General features: G+C 48.5%; 14 protein-coding genes. 3 read left to right on the top strand and 11 right to left on the bottom strand.

Features of this window, described 5'->3' with window-relative positions:
- Positions 1–235: 235 nt before the first annotated feature.
- Both D515_RS16310 and D515_RS16305 read right to left on the bottom strand, forming a co-directional pair.
- Entirely contained in the window at positions 236–1,249 is a 1,014-nt protein-coding gene (locus D515_RS16310) for a DUF3080 family protein (RefSeq protein ID WP_002540117.1), read from the bottom strand.
- A 106-nt stretch (positions 1,250–1,355) separates the two neighbouring features.
- Positions 1,356–2,726 carry an MATE family efflux transporter gene (locus tag D515_RS16305; protein ID WP_002540116.1) on the bottom strand — a complete coding sequence of 457 codons (1,371 nt, stop codon included), beginning with the start codon at positions 2,724–2,726 and terminating at the stop codon, positions 1,356–1,358.
- A 154-nt stretch (positions 2,727–2,880) separates the two neighbouring features.
- On the opposite strand from D515_RS16305, the gene D515_RS16300 reads away from it, so the two are divergent.
- The gene (locus D515_RS16300; protein WP_002540115.1) at positions 2,881–3,492 is read left to right on the top strand and encodes a riboflavin synthase; all 612 of its coding nucleotides are present in this window, start codon (positions 2,881–2,883) and stop codon (positions 3,490–3,492) included.
- 75 nt (positions 3,493–3,567) lie between these two features.
- Here D515_RS16300 and D515_RS16295 read toward each other — a convergent pair whose 3' ends face one another.
- The 8 genes from D515_RS16295 to hutC form a co-directional block, all read right to left on the bottom strand.
- Positions 3,568–3,771 (bottom strand): CPXCG motif-containing cysteine-rich protein, encoded by a 204-nt coding sequence (locus D515_RS16295; RefSeq protein WP_039850230.1) that lies wholly within the window; start codon positions 3,769–3,771, stop codon positions 3,568–3,570.
- Between the two features lie 318 nt (positions 3,772–4,089).
- Entirely contained in the window at positions 4,090–4,740 is a 651-nt protein-coding gene (gene hxpB, locus D515_RS16290) for a hexitol phosphatase HxpB (protein WP_002540113.1), read from the bottom strand.
- 68 nt (positions 4,741–4,808) lie between these two features.
- Positions 4,809–5,672 carry a fructosamine kinase family protein gene (locus D515_RS16285; RefSeq protein WP_002540112.1) on the bottom strand — a complete coding sequence of 288 codons (864 nt, stop codon included), beginning with the start codon at positions 5,670–5,672 and terminating at the stop codon, positions 4,809–4,811.
- A gap of 175 nt (positions 5,673–5,847) precedes the next feature.
- The gene (gene hutH, locus D515_RS16280; RefSeq protein ID WP_002540111.1) at positions 5,848–7,380 is read right to left on the bottom strand and encodes a histidine ammonia-lyase; all 1,533 of its coding nucleotides are present in this window, start codon (positions 7,378–7,380) and stop codon (positions 5,848–5,850) included.
- A gap of 13 nt (positions 7,381–7,393) precedes the next feature.
- The gene (gene hutU / locus D515_RS16275) at positions 7,394–9,088 is read right to left on the bottom strand and encodes a urocanate hydratase (protein WP_002540109.1); all 1,695 of its coding nucleotides are present in this window, start codon (positions 9,086–9,088) and stop codon (positions 7,394–7,396) included.
- On the bottom strand, positions 9,085–10,101 hold the full coding sequence (gene hutG / locus D515_RS16270) for a formimidoylglutamase (protein ID WP_002540108.1): 1,017 nt from the start codon (positions 10,099–10,101) through the stop codon (positions 9,085–9,087). Before hutG ends, hutU begins: the two co-directional genes overlap by 4 nt.
- Entirely contained in the window at positions 10,091–11,302 is a 1,212-nt protein-coding gene (gene hutI, locus D515_RS16265) for an imidazolonepropionase (RefSeq protein ID WP_002540107.1), read from the bottom strand. Before hutI ends, hutG begins: the two co-directional genes overlap by 11 nt.
- A gap of 430 nt (positions 11,303–11,732) precedes the next feature.
- A complete protein-coding gene (gene hutC / locus D515_RS16260; protein ID WP_002540106.1) occupies positions 11,733–12,437 on the bottom strand; it encodes a histidine utilization repressor in 705 nt (234 codons plus the stop codon).
- Between the two features lie 238 nt (positions 12,438–12,675).
- Between hutC and D515_RS16255 the strand changes: the two genes are divergently transcribed.
- Positions 12,676–13,887 (top strand): glycerophosphodiester phosphodiesterase family protein, encoded by a 1,212-nt coding sequence (locus tag D515_RS16255; RefSeq protein WP_002540105.1) that lies wholly within the window; start codon positions 12,676–12,678, stop codon positions 13,885–13,887.
- A gap of 90 nt (positions 13,888–13,977) precedes the next feature.
- Here the strand turns inward: D515_RS16255 and D515_RS16250 are convergent, their stop codons facing one another.
- Positions 13,978–14,412 (bottom strand): hypothetical protein, encoded by a 435-nt coding sequence (locus D515_RS16250; RefSeq protein WP_002540103.1) that lies wholly within the window; start codon positions 14,410–14,412, stop codon positions 13,978–13,980.
- 535 nt (positions 14,413–14,947) lie between these two features.
- On the opposite strand from D515_RS16250, the gene thrS reads away from it, so the two are divergent.
- On the top strand, positions 14,948–16,876 hold the full coding sequence (thrS, locus tag D515_RS16245; protein ID WP_002540102.1) for a threonine--tRNA ligase: 1,929 nt from the start codon (positions 14,948–14,950) through the stop codon (positions 16,874–16,876).

Genomic DNA, 16,876 nt, shown 5'->3' with positions numbered 1-16,876 from the left:
GGCAGACTCGAACTGCCGACCCCTACCATGTCAAGGTAGTACTCTAACCAACTGAGCTACAGACGCATATCTTACTGATAATCAGTCTTGCTTCCCCTGAAAGCGGGATGAATATTAGCGAGTAGGGACAAGCGGCGCAAGCGCAAAACGGGACTTTTTTACTACATCTTGTGCGTTTGCTGGTTTGCTGCACAATTTGGCGCTTCTTACGCCAGAGTTTTTGTTTTTAAACGCATTAGGACGCGTTGTTTTGCGGTGCTACTTGCACATTGCATCGCTGAAACAACTGTTGCCAGTATCCAACATGATCTTTTACTGCTTGTTGGAAATTCTGATAGTGACTGCCGGCAAAATAAGCGTCGTTGTAGTGAAAGAAAACCTCATTGTCTGGTAATTGCCTGTGAAGAGTTTCCAGTGCAGGTTGGACATCAAGGTAAAGTCCGTTAATCTTCGAAAGGTAGGGTTGCACCTCGCCGATGAAGAACTTATCGAACACGTTTCTGAGGTAGTTGAGGCGGGTCGGATCGCGGTTCGCACCACAAATCACCAGAAGGTCATCGCGATAAAGCTGTTTGGTAATGGTGTTAAGCCAACGTGTGCTTTCATCCATAGAATAGAAAACGGTACCTAGGTAGCGCTGCTTTTCGATGGGTTCTTGAAGAGAAACGATATCAGTATCTTTCTCTGACAGATGAGCGTAAGCATTAATGGCTAACAGCGCTTCACTGTGCGGAAAAGGCTTATCAGGCGCGATTAATCCAATTCCTGAAGGGGTGAGTTGCTGCCGCCATGCATCGCTGCTGATCAGCGTGTTCCAGTACACGGTGCTGAGTTGCTTTTGCTTTTGCTTTTGGACTTTGAGCAATTGTTCGCGAAGGGTATCGCTTTCGACGTCTGCTAAGCAAAGCTCAAGTGTGTTTAACAGCGATACTTCATAATTGAGCTGCCTGAAGGCGTCTTGAACCTTGCCGAGAATGGAGTTTCTGTCGGCTATCAGTTGAAACAATCCACACTCTCGCAGTTCATAAGCATCAAGCAAGCCCATTCGAACATCTTCGAGAGGTAAAGTGAGATCCCGCTTTCTCGGAAGTTCGATGGAAACACTGTCTTCTAATGGCAGAGGCTCAGTATTCACCACGTTGGCTAGGCGGCTCTGATAGTTTTCAAATTGTGCGCGAGCCTTGTCTGATTCCAGACAACCTGAAAGTAGGAATAAACCTGTGATGACGAGGGCGAGTCTATGGACCATATTCTCGTTCTGTTAAGAAGTCATAGTCATGATACGAAGTATAAAAGAAGCGGGATCCAAAAAGAAAATCCCGGCTCAAAGGCCGGGATTTTCGAGGGGGAAATGATTATTTCTCTGCCATTGCTAACTGGAATTCATCCGGTTGTTTGCGAATCCAGCGAAGGCGAATACCCAGCAAAATTGCGGCTGAAGTGAGACCGATAATAATACCTACCCAGAAACCGTATGCACCCATTGGTTCCACAATCCAATCTGTCATACCCAGTACGTAGCCAATCGGCACGCCGAGAATCCAGTACGCGACAAAGGTGCGCTCGAAGATGGCACGCATGTCCTTGTAACCGCGTAACGCACCGGCCGCAACGACCTGAATAGCGTCGGTACACTGATAGATGGCTGCGAGTAGCATCAGGTTAGCCGCGATGGCAACCACTTCTGGGTTGCTGTTGTAAAGGTGGATAATGGGTTCGCGGAAAATTACCGTCAGCGCTGCGGTGATCATGGCTGTGCCTAATCCGATCAGAATACCAAGTTTGGCGGCGCGGGCTGCTCCCTCTGTCGATTTCTCGCCCAGTTGGTGACTAACACGGATACTCACAGCGGTACCCAAGCTCATCGGCAACATAAAGATCATCGAAGAGAAGTTAATCGCAATCTGGTGTGCCGCTACGACCGTCGAACCCAGTGGCGCGATGAGAAGGGCAATCACAGCAAATAGAGTCACTTCGAAGAAAATCGCAGCTGCCACTGGCAGGCCCATTTTGAAAATGCGCCATAAAGCTGGGAAGTCTGGTTTTGAAAAGTCAGCAAACGCGTTCACGCGCTGAAGACGTTTGTTCAGCTTGATATAGATGAACATCGAAATGAGCATCAACCAGTAAACAATGGTGGTTGCCACACCACAACCTACCGCGCCAAGTTCAGGAGCGCCGAACTTACCGTAAACAAATATCCAGTTAAGGGGAACGTTCGCAGCCAGACCGATAAAGCCAATGATCATTGCCGGTGTGGTGAGTGACATGCCTTCTGCCAGGTTACGAAGCACTTGGAACAGCAGGAATGCAGGTACCGCCAAAATGACCGCATAGAGATAGCCGATGGTTTTTTCGGCTAATGCGGCTTCTACTTCCATGTAGTTAACAATGTGACCAGCGTTGTACAGCACAAGTGCGATAGGCACTGAAAGCATCAATGCCATGTAAACGCCTTGTTGCACCTGAAAGGGAATCTTTGCCTGACGGCCAGAGCCGTTTAACTGTGCGATGATCGGAACCATCGCTAACAGGATACCAATACCAAACAGGATAGAAGGCAACCAAACACTGGTTGCTACGGCGACGGCAGCCATGTCGGTAGCGCTAACGCCACCAGCCATAACTGTATCGACAAAGCCCATGGAAGTTTGCGCGAGCTGCGCAATGAAGACAGGGATCCCCAATTTAATGATGGATTTGGCTTCCAGGCGATAGTTTTGCACCTATAACTCCGGAAAAGAAAAGTGAGGCTGAAAAGGAGTTGTATTATACGTTTGCAAAGGACGGCCACAATCGATACTTTTGTGAATTACACAAGATTTAGCTTTTTGTTTGCCTCACTATTAACACAGCCAGTTGCTGTTATCAGGAATCGTTATGTTTACAGGTATTGTTCAAACCACCGCAGAAATCATTCAAATAGAAAAAAAGACCAACTTTCAGAGTCATGCGCTCCGCATGGATGATGTTATGCGAAAAGGGTTGGAAATTGGCGCTTCAGTCGCCCATAACGGTTGTTGTTTGACGGTAACTAAAATTGACGGAGACCTAGTGTGGTTTGACTTGATGCAAGCAACATTGGCGCTGACCAATCTTGGCGAGGTCAAGGAAGGCGACAAGGTAAACCTTGAGCGAGCGGCCAAGTTTGGTGATGAAATTGGCGGACATTCGATGTCTGGTCACATTATGTGCACCGCCGAAGTGGTTGATGTCATCGAGTCAGAGAACAACCGTCAGGTTTGGTTTGAAGTGCCGGCAAATATCTCCAAGTACGTTTTCGATAAAGGTTACATCGGTATTGATGGCATCAGTCTGACCATTGGCGCGGTTGAAGATAATCGTTTCTGCGTTAACCTCATCCCTGAAACACTGCAGCGCACCAATATGGGCTGGCGAGCGAAAGGGGACAGGGTCAACATTGAGGTCGACCCTCAAACGCAAGCTGTTGTGGATACCGTTGAAAGGGTACTTGCTGCCAAACAAGCTTAAGTGTTGTTCACTGATTACGTAGAAATGAAAAAGCCAGCAACTGCTGGCTTTTCTAGTATCGACTGCCTGAATATTTTAGAAAATCTGCTCGTCGTCAGCATCTACGAATAAGTTGATGGTTTTGTGCTGAGAGTCGATGATGAGATTCAAGTGAATAGCGTTACAGCATGCTGGGCAATCGTCATAAAATTCCTGATCACCACCGCTGGTATCCAAAGTAATGCGAATCCTGTGTCCACAGTGCGGACAATCGATCCCTCTTTCAGTGTAATTTTGCATGTTCAACTCCCTATCTGAACTGCGAGCCAATAACATGACGAAGAAAAGATAGCTGTTTCTTCTTGTGCTCATGTGTTTCCATTCTAAGAAGCCAAGAATGTTTGCTCAGTGAAATAAGAACAAAGTATGACCGAGCGCCGGAAATCCCGTTGAATTATTGGGTTGCGATATAGTTCGTAACAGTTGTATCCGGCATTCTTATTGGGATACGTAAGAATTTATTACAGAGTGTGAGTGTAAGTTACGTTCTGTGAGTGTCGTTCAAGAAGGGAGTGAAACAGTAGGGCAAAACTCGACATTTTGCCCTAATTTTGGAGATTAAGCCTCCAACATTTTGATGCTTAATTCGTCCAGCGATGTAAGTTTGACGTCGCTGATCACCCAGCGTTCTTGAGCGGCAACCTCATGTTCTGGCACGACAATTGTGCGCATCTGGGCGGCTTTTGCAGCCAATAGACCAGTAAACGAATCTTCCAAAGCGACGCAGTTTTGCGGGGCAATGCCTAAGCCCTCTGCGGCGTTCAGATAGACCTCTGGATGAGGCTTGCCATACTTCAAATGCTCTGCAGAGTGGCATTGTTCAAACCAAGCTTCGATACCCAAAGCTTCCAGCGTCGCGTTGATCAGTTTTAGCGGTGAAGAAGAGGCAAGGGCAATGCGCAGGTTGGCTTCTTTGCAGAGCGTTAGTGCGTGCATTACGCCTGGCTTCATCGGTTTATGAATCGAAACTAGCTCAATCACTTTGTCGAGGATCATGTCGCACACTTCCTCGCAGGAAGGGCCTTCCCAACCTTGGGTTTTATAATAATGCTTAATAATCTGGTCTATGCGGATGCCCGTGGTATCAATGGTGTCCTGACGGGTTAGTGTTACCCCAAGACCTTGTAGTACGGCGAGTTGTGCATCTTGCCAAAAGGGTTCTGAGTCGACCAACAGGCCGTCCATGTCGAAAATAGCTGCTTGGATCATGAGAGCTCCCAAAAAAGAAAAAGGCGCAAAAGCGCCTTATTCTGAACGATGATGTCTACACAAGAAAATCAAATCAGCTCAAGTTTGTTGATCAGCGCCTCGGTTTCAGCCAAATAAGGACCGCCGAAAAGTAGGCAGTGGTTGAGCATATGGTAAAGGTTGTAGAGGTCTTTACGATCTTCGAATCCTTCATCGAGTGGCCACACCTCTTCGTAACCTTCGTAGAACGCTTCTGGGAATCCACCAAACAGATAAGTCATGGCAATATCGACTTCACGATCTCCCCAATAAGAGGCAGGATCATACACAATTGGCCCATTCATGGTTGATGACGCATTGCCTTTCCATAAATCGCCATGCACAAGGCTGGCTTTCGGTTGATGGCCGTTCAGTCGTTCTTTTACTGCTTCGACAATGGTTTCTACATCACCAAATGACATGCCTCTTTCTTCTGCCAGCTGAAGCTGGAAACCGATACGGTGATCAGCGAAGAAATTCGCCCATTTCCGATGCCAACTGTTCCGTTGCTCCGTTGTGCCAATGAAGTTATCAATATCAAAGCCGTACTCGAGTTGTTCTCCCCATTGATGAAGCTTCGCCAGCTCCTTGCCGAGTAGATAGGCGTTTTCACTGTCAAGAGGTTTCATCGGAATGTAGTCCAGCACCAATACCGACTTTTCTTTAATAATGCCGAGATAAATGACCTGAGGGATCGAGACTTCACCGCTATTCGCGAGGTGACGAAGGCTTTCGGCTTCGGCCTCGAACACAGGCAAATTGTCTCGTGAATTCACTTTCACAAAGAAGCGCATATTCCCACTGGTAATGGCGTAACACTCGTTGATGTCACCTCCATCGATGGGCGTTTTTTCTTCGACTTCAAACTGCTGACCCAGAGCGAGCGAAAGCTGAACTGAGAGCGAATGCCACATAAGTGCACCTCTTCATGACGATGAAAATTGGTGTGATAACAAAATAGTAGCGCAATTCGCTGGGAGTGATATGTGTCTAATCCCACAATCTGTGTCGGTTTTTTGAATTTTGGAGAAAATAAGACAAAGCCCCGTAAAAACGGGGCGTTAGAGAACGAAATACGGTCAACAAAAACTAGAAACTGGGTAACAGTCTCGTTGGCATGTATTTGTTGTGGCTGGCTTCTTTTAGGTGAGCATTTGCCTTCTCGATATCTGGTGCGAAGTAGCGATCTTTGTCGTAGAAGGTAACGTGACTTCTGAGCTCTGCCTTGATCTGCTCTAAGCGCTGGGAGGTTTTCAGCGGTGCACGGAAGTCCAACCCCTGACACGCAGCGAGCAGCTCCACGGCCAGAATGCCACGTGTATTGTCGGCCATTTCTGCCAGGCGACGCCCTGCAAAGGTTGCCATGGAAACGTGATCTTCTTGGTTTGCTGAGGTTGGCAAGCTGTCTACGGATGCAGGGTGGGCGAGCGTTTTGTTTTCGCTGGCCAACGCGGCGGAGGTGACCTGTGCAATCATAAAGCCGCTGTTGACACCGCCATTGTCGACGAGAAACGGAGGCAACTTGCTTAATCCACTGTCGATAAGCAGCGCCATGCGTCGCTCGGACAAGCTACCGATTTCTGCAATCGCCAAGGCGAGGTTGTCTGCCGCCATCGCAACGGGTTCTGCATGGAAGTTACCGCCGGAAATGATGTCGCCATCATCACAGAAAACAAGCGGGTTATCAGATACTGAGTTAGCTTCGACTTCGAGTACGTCAGCAGCATGTCGAATTTGCTGTAAACATGCGCCCATCACTTGTGGCTGGCAACGCAGGGAGTAGGGATCCTGCACTTTTTCACAGCCTTGATGGCTATCGCCAACTTCACTGCTGGTGTCCAACAGGTGACGATATGCGTTTGCGGCATCCATTTGCGCTCGATGACCACGTACGCGATGAATGCGTGGATCAAACGGGCGGCGGCTGCCTAATGCCGCTTCAACGGAAAGTGCACCGCACGCGGTGGCAGAAGCGAAAAGATCTTCAGCAGCAAACAAGCCTTCCAGAGCAAAAGCGGTTGAGGCTTGCGTGCCATTCAACAGTGCCAATCCTTCTTTTGGACCAAGCGTGATTGGCTCTAACCCAGCAATTTTCAGCGCCATCGCGCCGGAAATGATTTCACCTTTGTGCCTAGCCTGACCTTCACCTAGCAAAACGGTGCTCATGTGGGCGAGGGGAGCCAAGTCGCCAGACGCACCCACCGAACCTTTCTTAGGAATACAAGGGAAGACTTCGGCATTAATCAGCTTTGCCAGCGCATCAACCACAGAAAAACGGATACCGGAATAACCACGGGCCAGGCTTGAGATTTTCAGTACCATCATCAGGCGTACGGTGGCGTCATCCATAAACTCGCCAATGCCCGCCGCATGGGAAAGCACAATCGAGCGCTGCAGGGTTTCAAGGTCTTCCAGTTCAATACGGGTGTTGGCAAGCAACCCAAACCCCGTGTTGATGCCATAAACCACACGGCCTTCATCAAGCACGCTGGCAACGGTATCAACACTTTCCTGCATGGTCTCGGCGACGCCTTCGGCAAACTTAACCTGTGTAGGTTCACGGCTGACAAGGCGAAGATCTTTGAGTGTTAGCGCACCCGGAATGAGCGTTAGTTTATTCATTATTATTAGCTCCTTACTGCTTGACCGGAACGTTTGGAAGGTCGAGCAAAGGTAAGTCAAGTTGTTGTTCTTTCGCGCAGTTTATCGCGATACCGTATCCGGCATCTGCATGGCGCATCACACCGGTGGCAGGGTCATTGTGCAAGACGCGCCCGACACGTTTCGCTGCATCGTCTGTACCGTCACACACGATCACCACACCAGAGTGTTGCGAGAAGCCCATGCCCACACCGCCACCATGGTGCAGCGATACCCAAGTCGCGCCCGACGCGGTATTGAGCAGGGCGTTGAGCAGTGGCCAGTCGGATACGGCGTCAGAGCCATCCATCATGCCTTCGGTTTCGCGGTTTGGACTTGCTACTGAGCCTGAATCTAAGTGATCACGACCAATCACAATCGGCGCTTTCAGCTCGCCATTCTTCACCATTTCGTTGAAGGCTAAACCAAGGCGTGCTCGGTCTTTTAAGCCCACCCAACAAATACGTGCAGGCAATCCCTGGAATTGAATGCGTTCGCGCGCCATATCCAGCCAGTTATGGAGGTGAGGGTTGTCAGGGATCAGTTCTTTGACTTTCTGGTCGGTTTTATAAATATCCTCCGGATCCCCAGACAGTGCAGCCCAACGGAAGGGGCCGATGCCCTGACAGAAAAGAGGACGGATATAGGCAGGCACAAAACCGGGGAAATCAAACGCGTTCTCGACACCTTTTTCCAGTGCCATTTGGCGAATATTGTTGCCGTAATCCAGCGTCGCTGCGCCGCGGGATTGCAGTGTCAGCATGGCTTTGACTTGTTCTGCCATTGAAGCTTTCGCTGCGTCAACAACGGCGGCTTCGTCTTCTTTGCGTCTTTCGGCGGCATCTTCCATAGTCCAGCCCTGAGGCAAATAGCCATTTAACGGATCGTGAGCAGAGGTTTGGTCAGTGACGACATCAGGCGTAATACCGCGCTCGACAAGTTGAGTGAAGATATCCGCCGCATTGCCAAGCAGGCCAATGGAGAGTGGCTTATTGTCATCGATTGATTGTTGAAGGATGGAGAGCGCTTCATCCAAATCGGTGGCTTTTCTGTCCACGTATCCGGTGCGTAGACGGTAATCGATTCGGCTTTCATCACATTCAACCGCGATCATTGAAAAGCCGGCCATGGTTGCGGCCAGAGTCTGCGCGCCTCCCATGCCACCAAGGCCACCGGTGAGTACCCAGCGTCCTTTCGCTTCTCCGCCAAAGTGCTTATTGGCGACGGCAACAAAGGTTTCGTAAGTGCCCTGAACGATGCCTTGGGATCCAATGTAAATCCAGCTACCCGCAGTCATCTGGCCGTACATGGCTAAACCTTGTTTATCGAGCTCATTAAAGTGCTCCCAGTTCGCCCAATGGGGGACCAGATTTGAGTTAGCAATCAATACGCGTGGGGCATCTTTATGCGTTGGGAAAACACCCACAGGTTTGCCGGATTGCACCAGCAGGGTTTGATCGTCTTCCAGGCGGCTAAGCACCTCTACGATTTTGTCATAGCACTGCCAGTTTCTCGCTGCGCGTCCAATACCGCCGTAAACCACCAAAGCGTGAGGGTGTTCGGCCACGTCAGGATGCAGGTTGTTCATCAGCATTCGAAGCGGCGCTTCAGTCAGCCAAGACTTTGCCGTCAGTTTTGTGCCTGTCGGCGCTTTGATGGTGCGTGACAGATCGAGACGTGGGTCATTCATTGTTTCACTCCTTGGTTTTCGGTGACCAGATGGTCAGCAAGGCTGCGCGAAATCGTCCAAACCAGACGGGCAGCAAGTCGAGAGGTATGGTTGTCTATGTCATAGCGCGGATTCAGTTCCGCGATATCGGCAATCTTCAATTTGGGTAAGCCGTGTTTATCCTTCGCGTTGCCTATATGGCGAATCAAGCGTTCTACCAGAACGTAATCGACGCCATGTGCAGCAGGGGCGCTTACTCCTGGCGCCGTGGCGGCAGGGAAAACATCAATGTCGATGGTTAGGTAAATAGCATCCATTTCCGAGACGAAAGTGCTGAGTTTGTCTTCGATGGTAGCAAGCGTGGCGGCGGTGAAATCTGTGTCTTCGACAACCAGAACGTTGAGGTCTTCGGCTTTATCAAATAGCGCTTGAGTGTTGCTGGCGCGGCTTACACCCAGACAGGCGTAATGAAATGCCCATTGGCGGTTATGGCAGAACTCTGCGATTTGTGAAAACGGTGTACCTGAGCTGCCATTGAGTGCATTGCCAGAGGGCGTGCGGAGATCAAAATGTGCGTCAAAGTTGATGATGCCGATCTTGGGGATGTCCGAGGGGCTTTTCTGTAGATAGTGATTTGCCAAACCCTGAAACGAGCCCCATGCCACTTCGTGCCCGCCGCCCAAGATCAAAGGAAAGTGTTTTTGGCGCATTGCCTCAGAGATATTGTCTGCTAGTCGTTTCTGCGCTTTAGAAAGGTCATGATCATCACAGCATACATCGCCACTATCAAAGAGGGGGAGTGCGTGATGGTGCCACGGCAGGCTTGCAAGCATCTTACGGATTTCGTTAGGTGCGGAATACGCCCCAACTCGGCCTTTATTGCGAGACACACCTTCATCACAAGCGAAACCAATCAACATACAGCCGGGCTGATTTGCTTGGTCTGCGCTTTGCACTTTTTGGTGAAAGCGGAGGCCGCGTTCGCCATCTTCTGGATCTGTCCGGCCTTGCCAGACGCTCATATCAATCGTCATTGGCTTTGACTCCTTTCAGATAGCGCGCATGAAGTGGCGCAAGGCCCACTTGATAGCTGAGCTGTGCTGGAGACGTTAAATCCCACACGGCGAAATCAGCATCAAATCCAGCCGCTATTTGTCCTTTTTTATTCAGTCCCAGCGCCTTTGCAGCATGACGGGTCACGCCGTAAAGGTTCTCTTTCGGTGTCAGCCCAAATAGGGTAGATGCCATATTCATCATGAGAGTCAGGCTGGCAAAGGGAGACGTTCCAGGGTTGAAGTCAGTGGCTATGGCCATTGGGACATTGTGTTGACGCAGCCAGTCAATGGGGGGCTTTTGGGTTTCTCGTAAGAAGTAGAACGCTCCGGGAAGCAGGGTAGCGACAGTGCCGTTTTCAGCGAGTGCTTTGACGCCTTCTTCGCAAAGATATTCGATGTGATCCACGGAAAGTGCGCCCATTTCGGCGGCGAGCGCACTGCCACCCAAATTGGAAAGTTGTTCAGTATGACCTTTAAGTTGCAATCCGTGGCTTCGCGCAGCCTCGAACACTCTGGCCATTTGCTCCGGCGAGAAGCCGATGCCTTCGCAGAACACATCGACGGCGTCAGCAAGGTTCGATTCAGCCGCTGCAGGGATCATTTCTTCGCAAACCAGAGAAATATAACCGTCGCTGTTGTTTTTGAATTCAGGCGGCAAAGCGTGTGCGCCAAGCAGCGTAGTGGTGATATTTACATCCAGCTCTTGTTCTAACCCTTTTGCTGCTTTGAGCATCTTGAGTTCATGCTCGACCGTCAGTCCGTATCCGCTTTTGACTTCAATGGTTGTGACGCCGTCACGCATTAGAGCTTTAGCGCGTGGAAGCGCCAAAGAGACGAGTTCTTCAATTGAAGCCTCACGGGTCGCTTTAACGGTAGAAAGAATACCGCCGCCGTTTCTTGCTATCTGTTCGTAGGGAACACCTTGCAAGCGTTGTTCAAATTCACCAGAGCGGTCACCAGCAAAAATGATGTGGGTATGCGCATCGATAAGCCCCGGCGTAACTAACCGGTTTTCCAGCGAAACCATTTGATAACCGGAGGTAGAAAGGTTTTCACCCACGGCAACGATACTGCCATTTTCGACAGCAATCATATGGTTGTCGCGTACTTGGTATCCCTCAGTACGAATGACGTCTGTATCCATTGAAACAAGACGACAATCCGTGAACATCTTCTTCATTTTTACTGCGCTCTTTATTTGTATATATAAATGTATAGACAAATAAGAGGGCGATGACAAGATCAGTTGTTATTAAATTGTGATCGAGGGTGTAAAGTTCAGCGGCCACTTTTAGGGGCTGTTGACCTTTGGTGGTTAAATTTTGTTCTAGCTATAAGCGTTTTAGGCGCGGCGAGGTGTGTGCCGCCTAGTCACTCTAAGCAAATACACCTCAACAAAGCATAAAACGCTTAGAGCAGAACCCTCCGGGCAGCGCTTGTGGGGAATTTCTGCTGCGTTATCGGCTTCTCATGTAGGCTAGCTACACATCGAAGCCTCTGCCTTGCATAAAATCCCCACAAACTGCTGCAAAAACCATCACCAAAGGTCAACAGCCCCTAGGAAAACCACTGAATTTAATAAGGTAGTCTGGTCTTGCGGTTGACTGGACTTAGAGTTCTGCGCGTGCACTCAGTTTGTAGCGGTTACCGGGATGGAAGAGAAGGGCAGCACTGACTAGTTGGTTCTCACTCCAGGTACGTCGGTGGAGTAAAAGGCAAGGCTGGTTAGTTTCGATTTGTAGAAGGTTAGCAATGTGCGCAGGAGGCAAAATAGCTTCCACCGTGTGTTCGATGATGCCTACCGGGCATTGGGACACCAGATATTGATTTGGCGTCATCGAGGAAAAGTCCTGATTTAAATAATCAGGTGCAAAAGCAGGGTTTACCCAACGAAGTTCAACCTGAATGGGTATGTCATCGGCAAAATGGACGATTTCACTCTTGAATACATCGCTACCTAGCATAATACCGAGACGCATTGCCACATCTTCTGGCGCACGTATTCTTCTTAAGGATATGATTTCACTGTGATGTGCTTGACCACGCCCTGATATTTCTTCTGCGATATTGCGGATATCCATCAGAGGACTTTCCGCTTTGCGCTGGCATACAAACGTGCCCAAACGAGGCGTTCGTTCCAGCCAACCCTCATTGACTAAATCTCTTACCGCTTTGTTTACTGTCATTCTACTGACCGAAAATTGCTCACAAAGCTCTGCTTCTGTTGGCACTTTTGCGCCAACTGGCCATTCCTGTGATTCAATTTTCTCAATCAGGAAGTCTTTAATCTGCTGGAAGCGGGGAGATTTCGGCATAGGTTCTCAGTGTCATATTGGTATATACAAATAATCATTGATGAAGTCAGAGCGAAAATCAAGGCCGATAGTCAGGGAGTCGGATGAAGCGCATAAATCATGCCTTTGTCTTATCTTTTGTTATGGCCTTGATTTAACACTGAACGGTAAGATTTTTGTCTCAATTTATTCATATGGTACATACAGAATGCAGTACGGTGACTAACGTAATACCCATAAAACCTAAAGGAAGTGGTACATGAAGAATATCGTCAAGTTGGGTTTAGTGTTTTCATTGTTAGCTGCAGGGTCAGCAATCGCATCTGAAGGCTATACACTTGGACCTCGTCCATTGTTTCTTGTTGCAGATATGGATGAAGGAAAACTGAAAGAGAAGCTGGAAACGTGCTTGGAGGACAAACCGAAGAAAAGTGCTTTCTCGATTGGTCATCGTGGCGCTGCTTTAATGTTTCCAGAACATACGAAGGAGTCTTATATAGCGGCAGCCCAGATGGGGGCTGGTGTGGTGGAGTGTGATGTCACATTTACTAAAGACAAAGCGCTTGTTTGTCGCCATTCCCAGAACGATCTTCACACCACGACAGATGTGTTAGCTCACCCGGATCTCGCTGCAAAATGCACGGTACCTTTCAAGCCGGCCAATCTGAAAACCGGCACGAAAGCGCAGGTTGAGTGTCGTACGACGGATTTCACTTTGGAAGAATTTAAGCGCTTAAAAGGAAAAATGGATGGTGCAAATCCAATGGCGACAACACGTGAGGAATACATGAATGGTACGGCTGGCTGGCGCACCGAACTTTACAGCAGTCGCGGTACTTTAATGACACACGCTGAGAGTATTGAGCTGTTCAAAACGCTTGGAGTGAAAATGACGCCGGAGTTAAAAAGCCCAGTTGTCGACATGCCTTACGAGGGTTTCACGCAACAAGATTACGCGCAAAAGATGATTGATGAGTATAGAGAAGCCGGCGTGAAAGCATCTGATGTCTTTGCGCAGTCGTTCGATATTGAAGATATGAAATACTGGATTGCTTCAGAGCCTGCTTTTGGTGAGCAAGCAGTGTTACTTGATGCGCGTATGTACAAAGACCGAACGTGGAAACCCACTTCAGAAGACATGAAAGCCCTTAAAGCGTCAGGTATTGAATTTATTGCTCCGCCGTTGTTTGCGCTAGTGTCGTTAGGCGATGAGGGCGAGATTGTTCCTTCTGATTATGCAAAACTGGCTAAGGATGCAGACTTGAAAATCATTGCTTGGACACTAGAGCGTTCTGGTCAGTTGAGCAATGGTGGCGGTTGGTATTATCAGTCGATAAAAGATGTGACCAACAACGATGGTGATGTCTTCAACTTATTGGATGTATTGGCTCAGGATGTTGGCGTTGTAGGCGTATTTTCAGATTGGCCAGCGACGACCACCTTTTATGCAAACTGCATGGGAATTAGATAAAAAGAAGGCCTCATCGACGGGTGTCGTTGGGGCCCAAAGCTACAGCATTGCAACATCACTGAATCATTACGTGACGTCTTTAGCTTCGGTTCACTTCACTGACTCAACATTCTCTTTATCAATTTCTGCGAGCTTCATTGCGAACTGTACATAAGCTCTGCGCTCCTCGGCTGACAGGTGTCGATTAACCGCCAGGAAGGCAATGAAGCTATCCATGATGGGCTCCAAAAGGTCTTGTTCTTGAGTGTCGCAATCGATGTACCGTGGCAGGAGTTTGTGCATTTGGTTGAGCAGACCAGGTTCGAGGTCGATCTCGTTATCCATTTCCTCCGCTTGCGCTAATGCCGTCGCCACCTTGTTGAAGTTCGCCTTTTTGGTATCTGGCGTTTGGTTCTGACATTGACTGGCAATGAGCTCACTAAAACTTTGTATATGTCGGTTTAAAGCCTTTTCTGAGATATCGGCGTGTGCAGGCGTGAGAATGAATAGGGCTGAAAGAGCAACAAATATGAAGATGTTAGGCATGAGCAACTCTTAATACTGCGATGTTGATAGTGACGTCATGAGAGGTTTATTCCATCTTCCTGTTTTGGTGCCAAATGACCACCTTTAAGGAAAGGAATTTCGTATCAAAGTGTTTGCTGGAGTGAATTTTGGACTGAAGATCTCCATATAGGGAAAATAAATAGCGATATAAGCGATTGTTTTGTCGGTTGATACCGTTATAAGAAGGTCGAAATTTCCCAATAATGGTCCCTCTTTAGTTCGGTAAGAGCGGGGAGGAGTGGCTTAGTAAATAGGTGACTGTTCGTAAAATAGCAATCAACGGGGCTATGGCCGTTTCTAAGTAAACTTATGGGGATAGCGCATGATTGGTTGCGTTATTCCACCACATGGTTACAATCCTCTTTCGATTCGGGTTCAGACATTTTGATTGGTACCAAAATTGGACCCTCAAGAATCTTTTCATTCTCGTGTATTCATCGCTCTCTAAGCTGAATACAAAAAATCCAAACAAGTGTTACTTCGTGTGTAACACCACTGTAAATAGGACAATATAATGCCTGTAATTACTCTTCCTGACGGTAGTCAACGTTCATTTGATAACCCAGTTTCTACTTACGACGTCGCTGCTGACATCGGTCCTGGTCTTGCTAAAGCATGTATCGCGGGTCGTGTTAACGGTCAACGCGTTGATGCGTGCGACCTGATTGAAAACGACGCGAATCTGGAAATCATCACTGCGAAAGACGAAGACGGTCTTGAGATCATTCGCCACTCTTGTGCTCACTTGCTGGGTCATGCGATTAAGCAGCTTTTCCCTGACGTGAAAATGGCGATCGGTCCAACCATCGACAGCGGTTTCTATTACGACGTTGACCTTGACCGTTCTCTGACTCAAGAAGACCTGGATGCGATTGAAAAGCGCATGAAGGATTTGGCGAAAACCAAATACCAGGTCATCAAGAAGAACGTGAGCTGGCAGGAAGCGCGTGATGCTTTTGAATCACGTGGCGAACCTTACAAGATGGAAATTCTGGATGAAAACGTATCTCGCGATGATCGTCCAGGCCTTTACCATCACGAAGAATACATCGACATGTGTCGTGGTCCGCACGTACCGCACATGGGTTTCTGCCAAAACTTTAAAATCCTGAACGTTGCTGGTGCATACTGGCGCGGTAACAGCGATAACAAGATGCTGCAACGTATCTACGGCACGGCTTTCAACGACAAGAAAGAACTGAAAGCTCACCTGCAGCGTTTGGAAGAAGCCGCAAAACGTGACCACCGTAAACTGGGCAAGCAGCTTGACCTTTACCACATGCAACAAGAAGCACCGGGTATGGTGTTCTGGCATCACAACGGTTGGGTTGTTTTCCGTGAACTGGAAACTTTTGTTCGTGCAAAACTGAACGAATACGATTACCAAGAAGTGAAAGGTCCGCTGATCATGGACCGTGTTCTGTGGGAACGTTCTGGTCACTGGGACAAGTACGCCGACTACATGTTCACCACTCAATCTGAGAACCGTGAATACGCACTGAAGCCAATGAACTGCCCTGGCCACGTTCAGATCTTCAACCAAGGTTTGAAATCTTACCGTGACCTGCCACTGCGTATGGCTGAATTCGGCAGCTGTCACCGTAATGAGCCATCAGGCGCGCTGCACGGCCTGATGCGTGTTCGTGGTTTCACGCAAGATGACGCACACATTTTCTGTACCCCAGAGCAGGTGCAACAGGAAGTGACGTCTTGTATCAAGATGGTTTACGACACTTACCAGACTTTCGGTTTCGACGAGATCGTGGTTAAGCTGTCTACCCGTCCTGAAATGCGTGTAGGTTCTGATGAAATGTGGGATCGCGCTGAGAAAGCACTGGCTGAAGCACTGGAATCTATGGACATTAAGTTCGAGATTCTGGAAGGCGAGGGTGCATTCTACGGTCCTAAGATTGAATTTACTTTGCATGACTGTTTGGATCGTGCGTGGCAGTGTGGTACTGTGCAGCTCGATTTTGCTCTGCCTGAGCGTTTGGGCGCAACGTATGTTGGCGAAGACAACGAACGTCACACCCCAGTAATGATTCACCGTGCGATTCTGGGTTCACTGGAACGTTTTATCGGTATTCTGATTGAAGAATACGCGGGTCATTTCCCAAGCTGGTTAGCTCCACAACAAGCTGTAGTGATGAACATTACCGACAATCAAGCGGAATATGTTCAGGAAGTAGCGAAAAAACTGCAAAAAGCAGGATTTAGAGCGTCTGCAGACTTGAGAAACGAGAAGATTGGCTTTAAAATCCGCGAACACACTTTGAAGCGCGTACCTTATATGTTGGTTTGTGGCGACCAGGAAATGGAAGCTGGCGAAATCGCGGTACGTACACGCAAAGGTAAAGACTTGGGTAAATATAAAATTGACGAATTCGTTTCTCTGCTCGAGAACGAAGTTCGCACCCGAACTCTTAATATTTTGGAGGATTAA

Origin of the sequence: Grimontia indica, from assembly GCF_000333895.2 — a bacterium.
Lineage (GTDB): Bacteria > Pseudomonadota > Gammaproteobacteria > Enterobacterales > Vibrionaceae > Enterovibrio > Enterovibrio indicus.
Note: the sequence above shows the minus strand (reverse complement) of the source record. Positions and strands in the feature narration are given on the sequence as shown.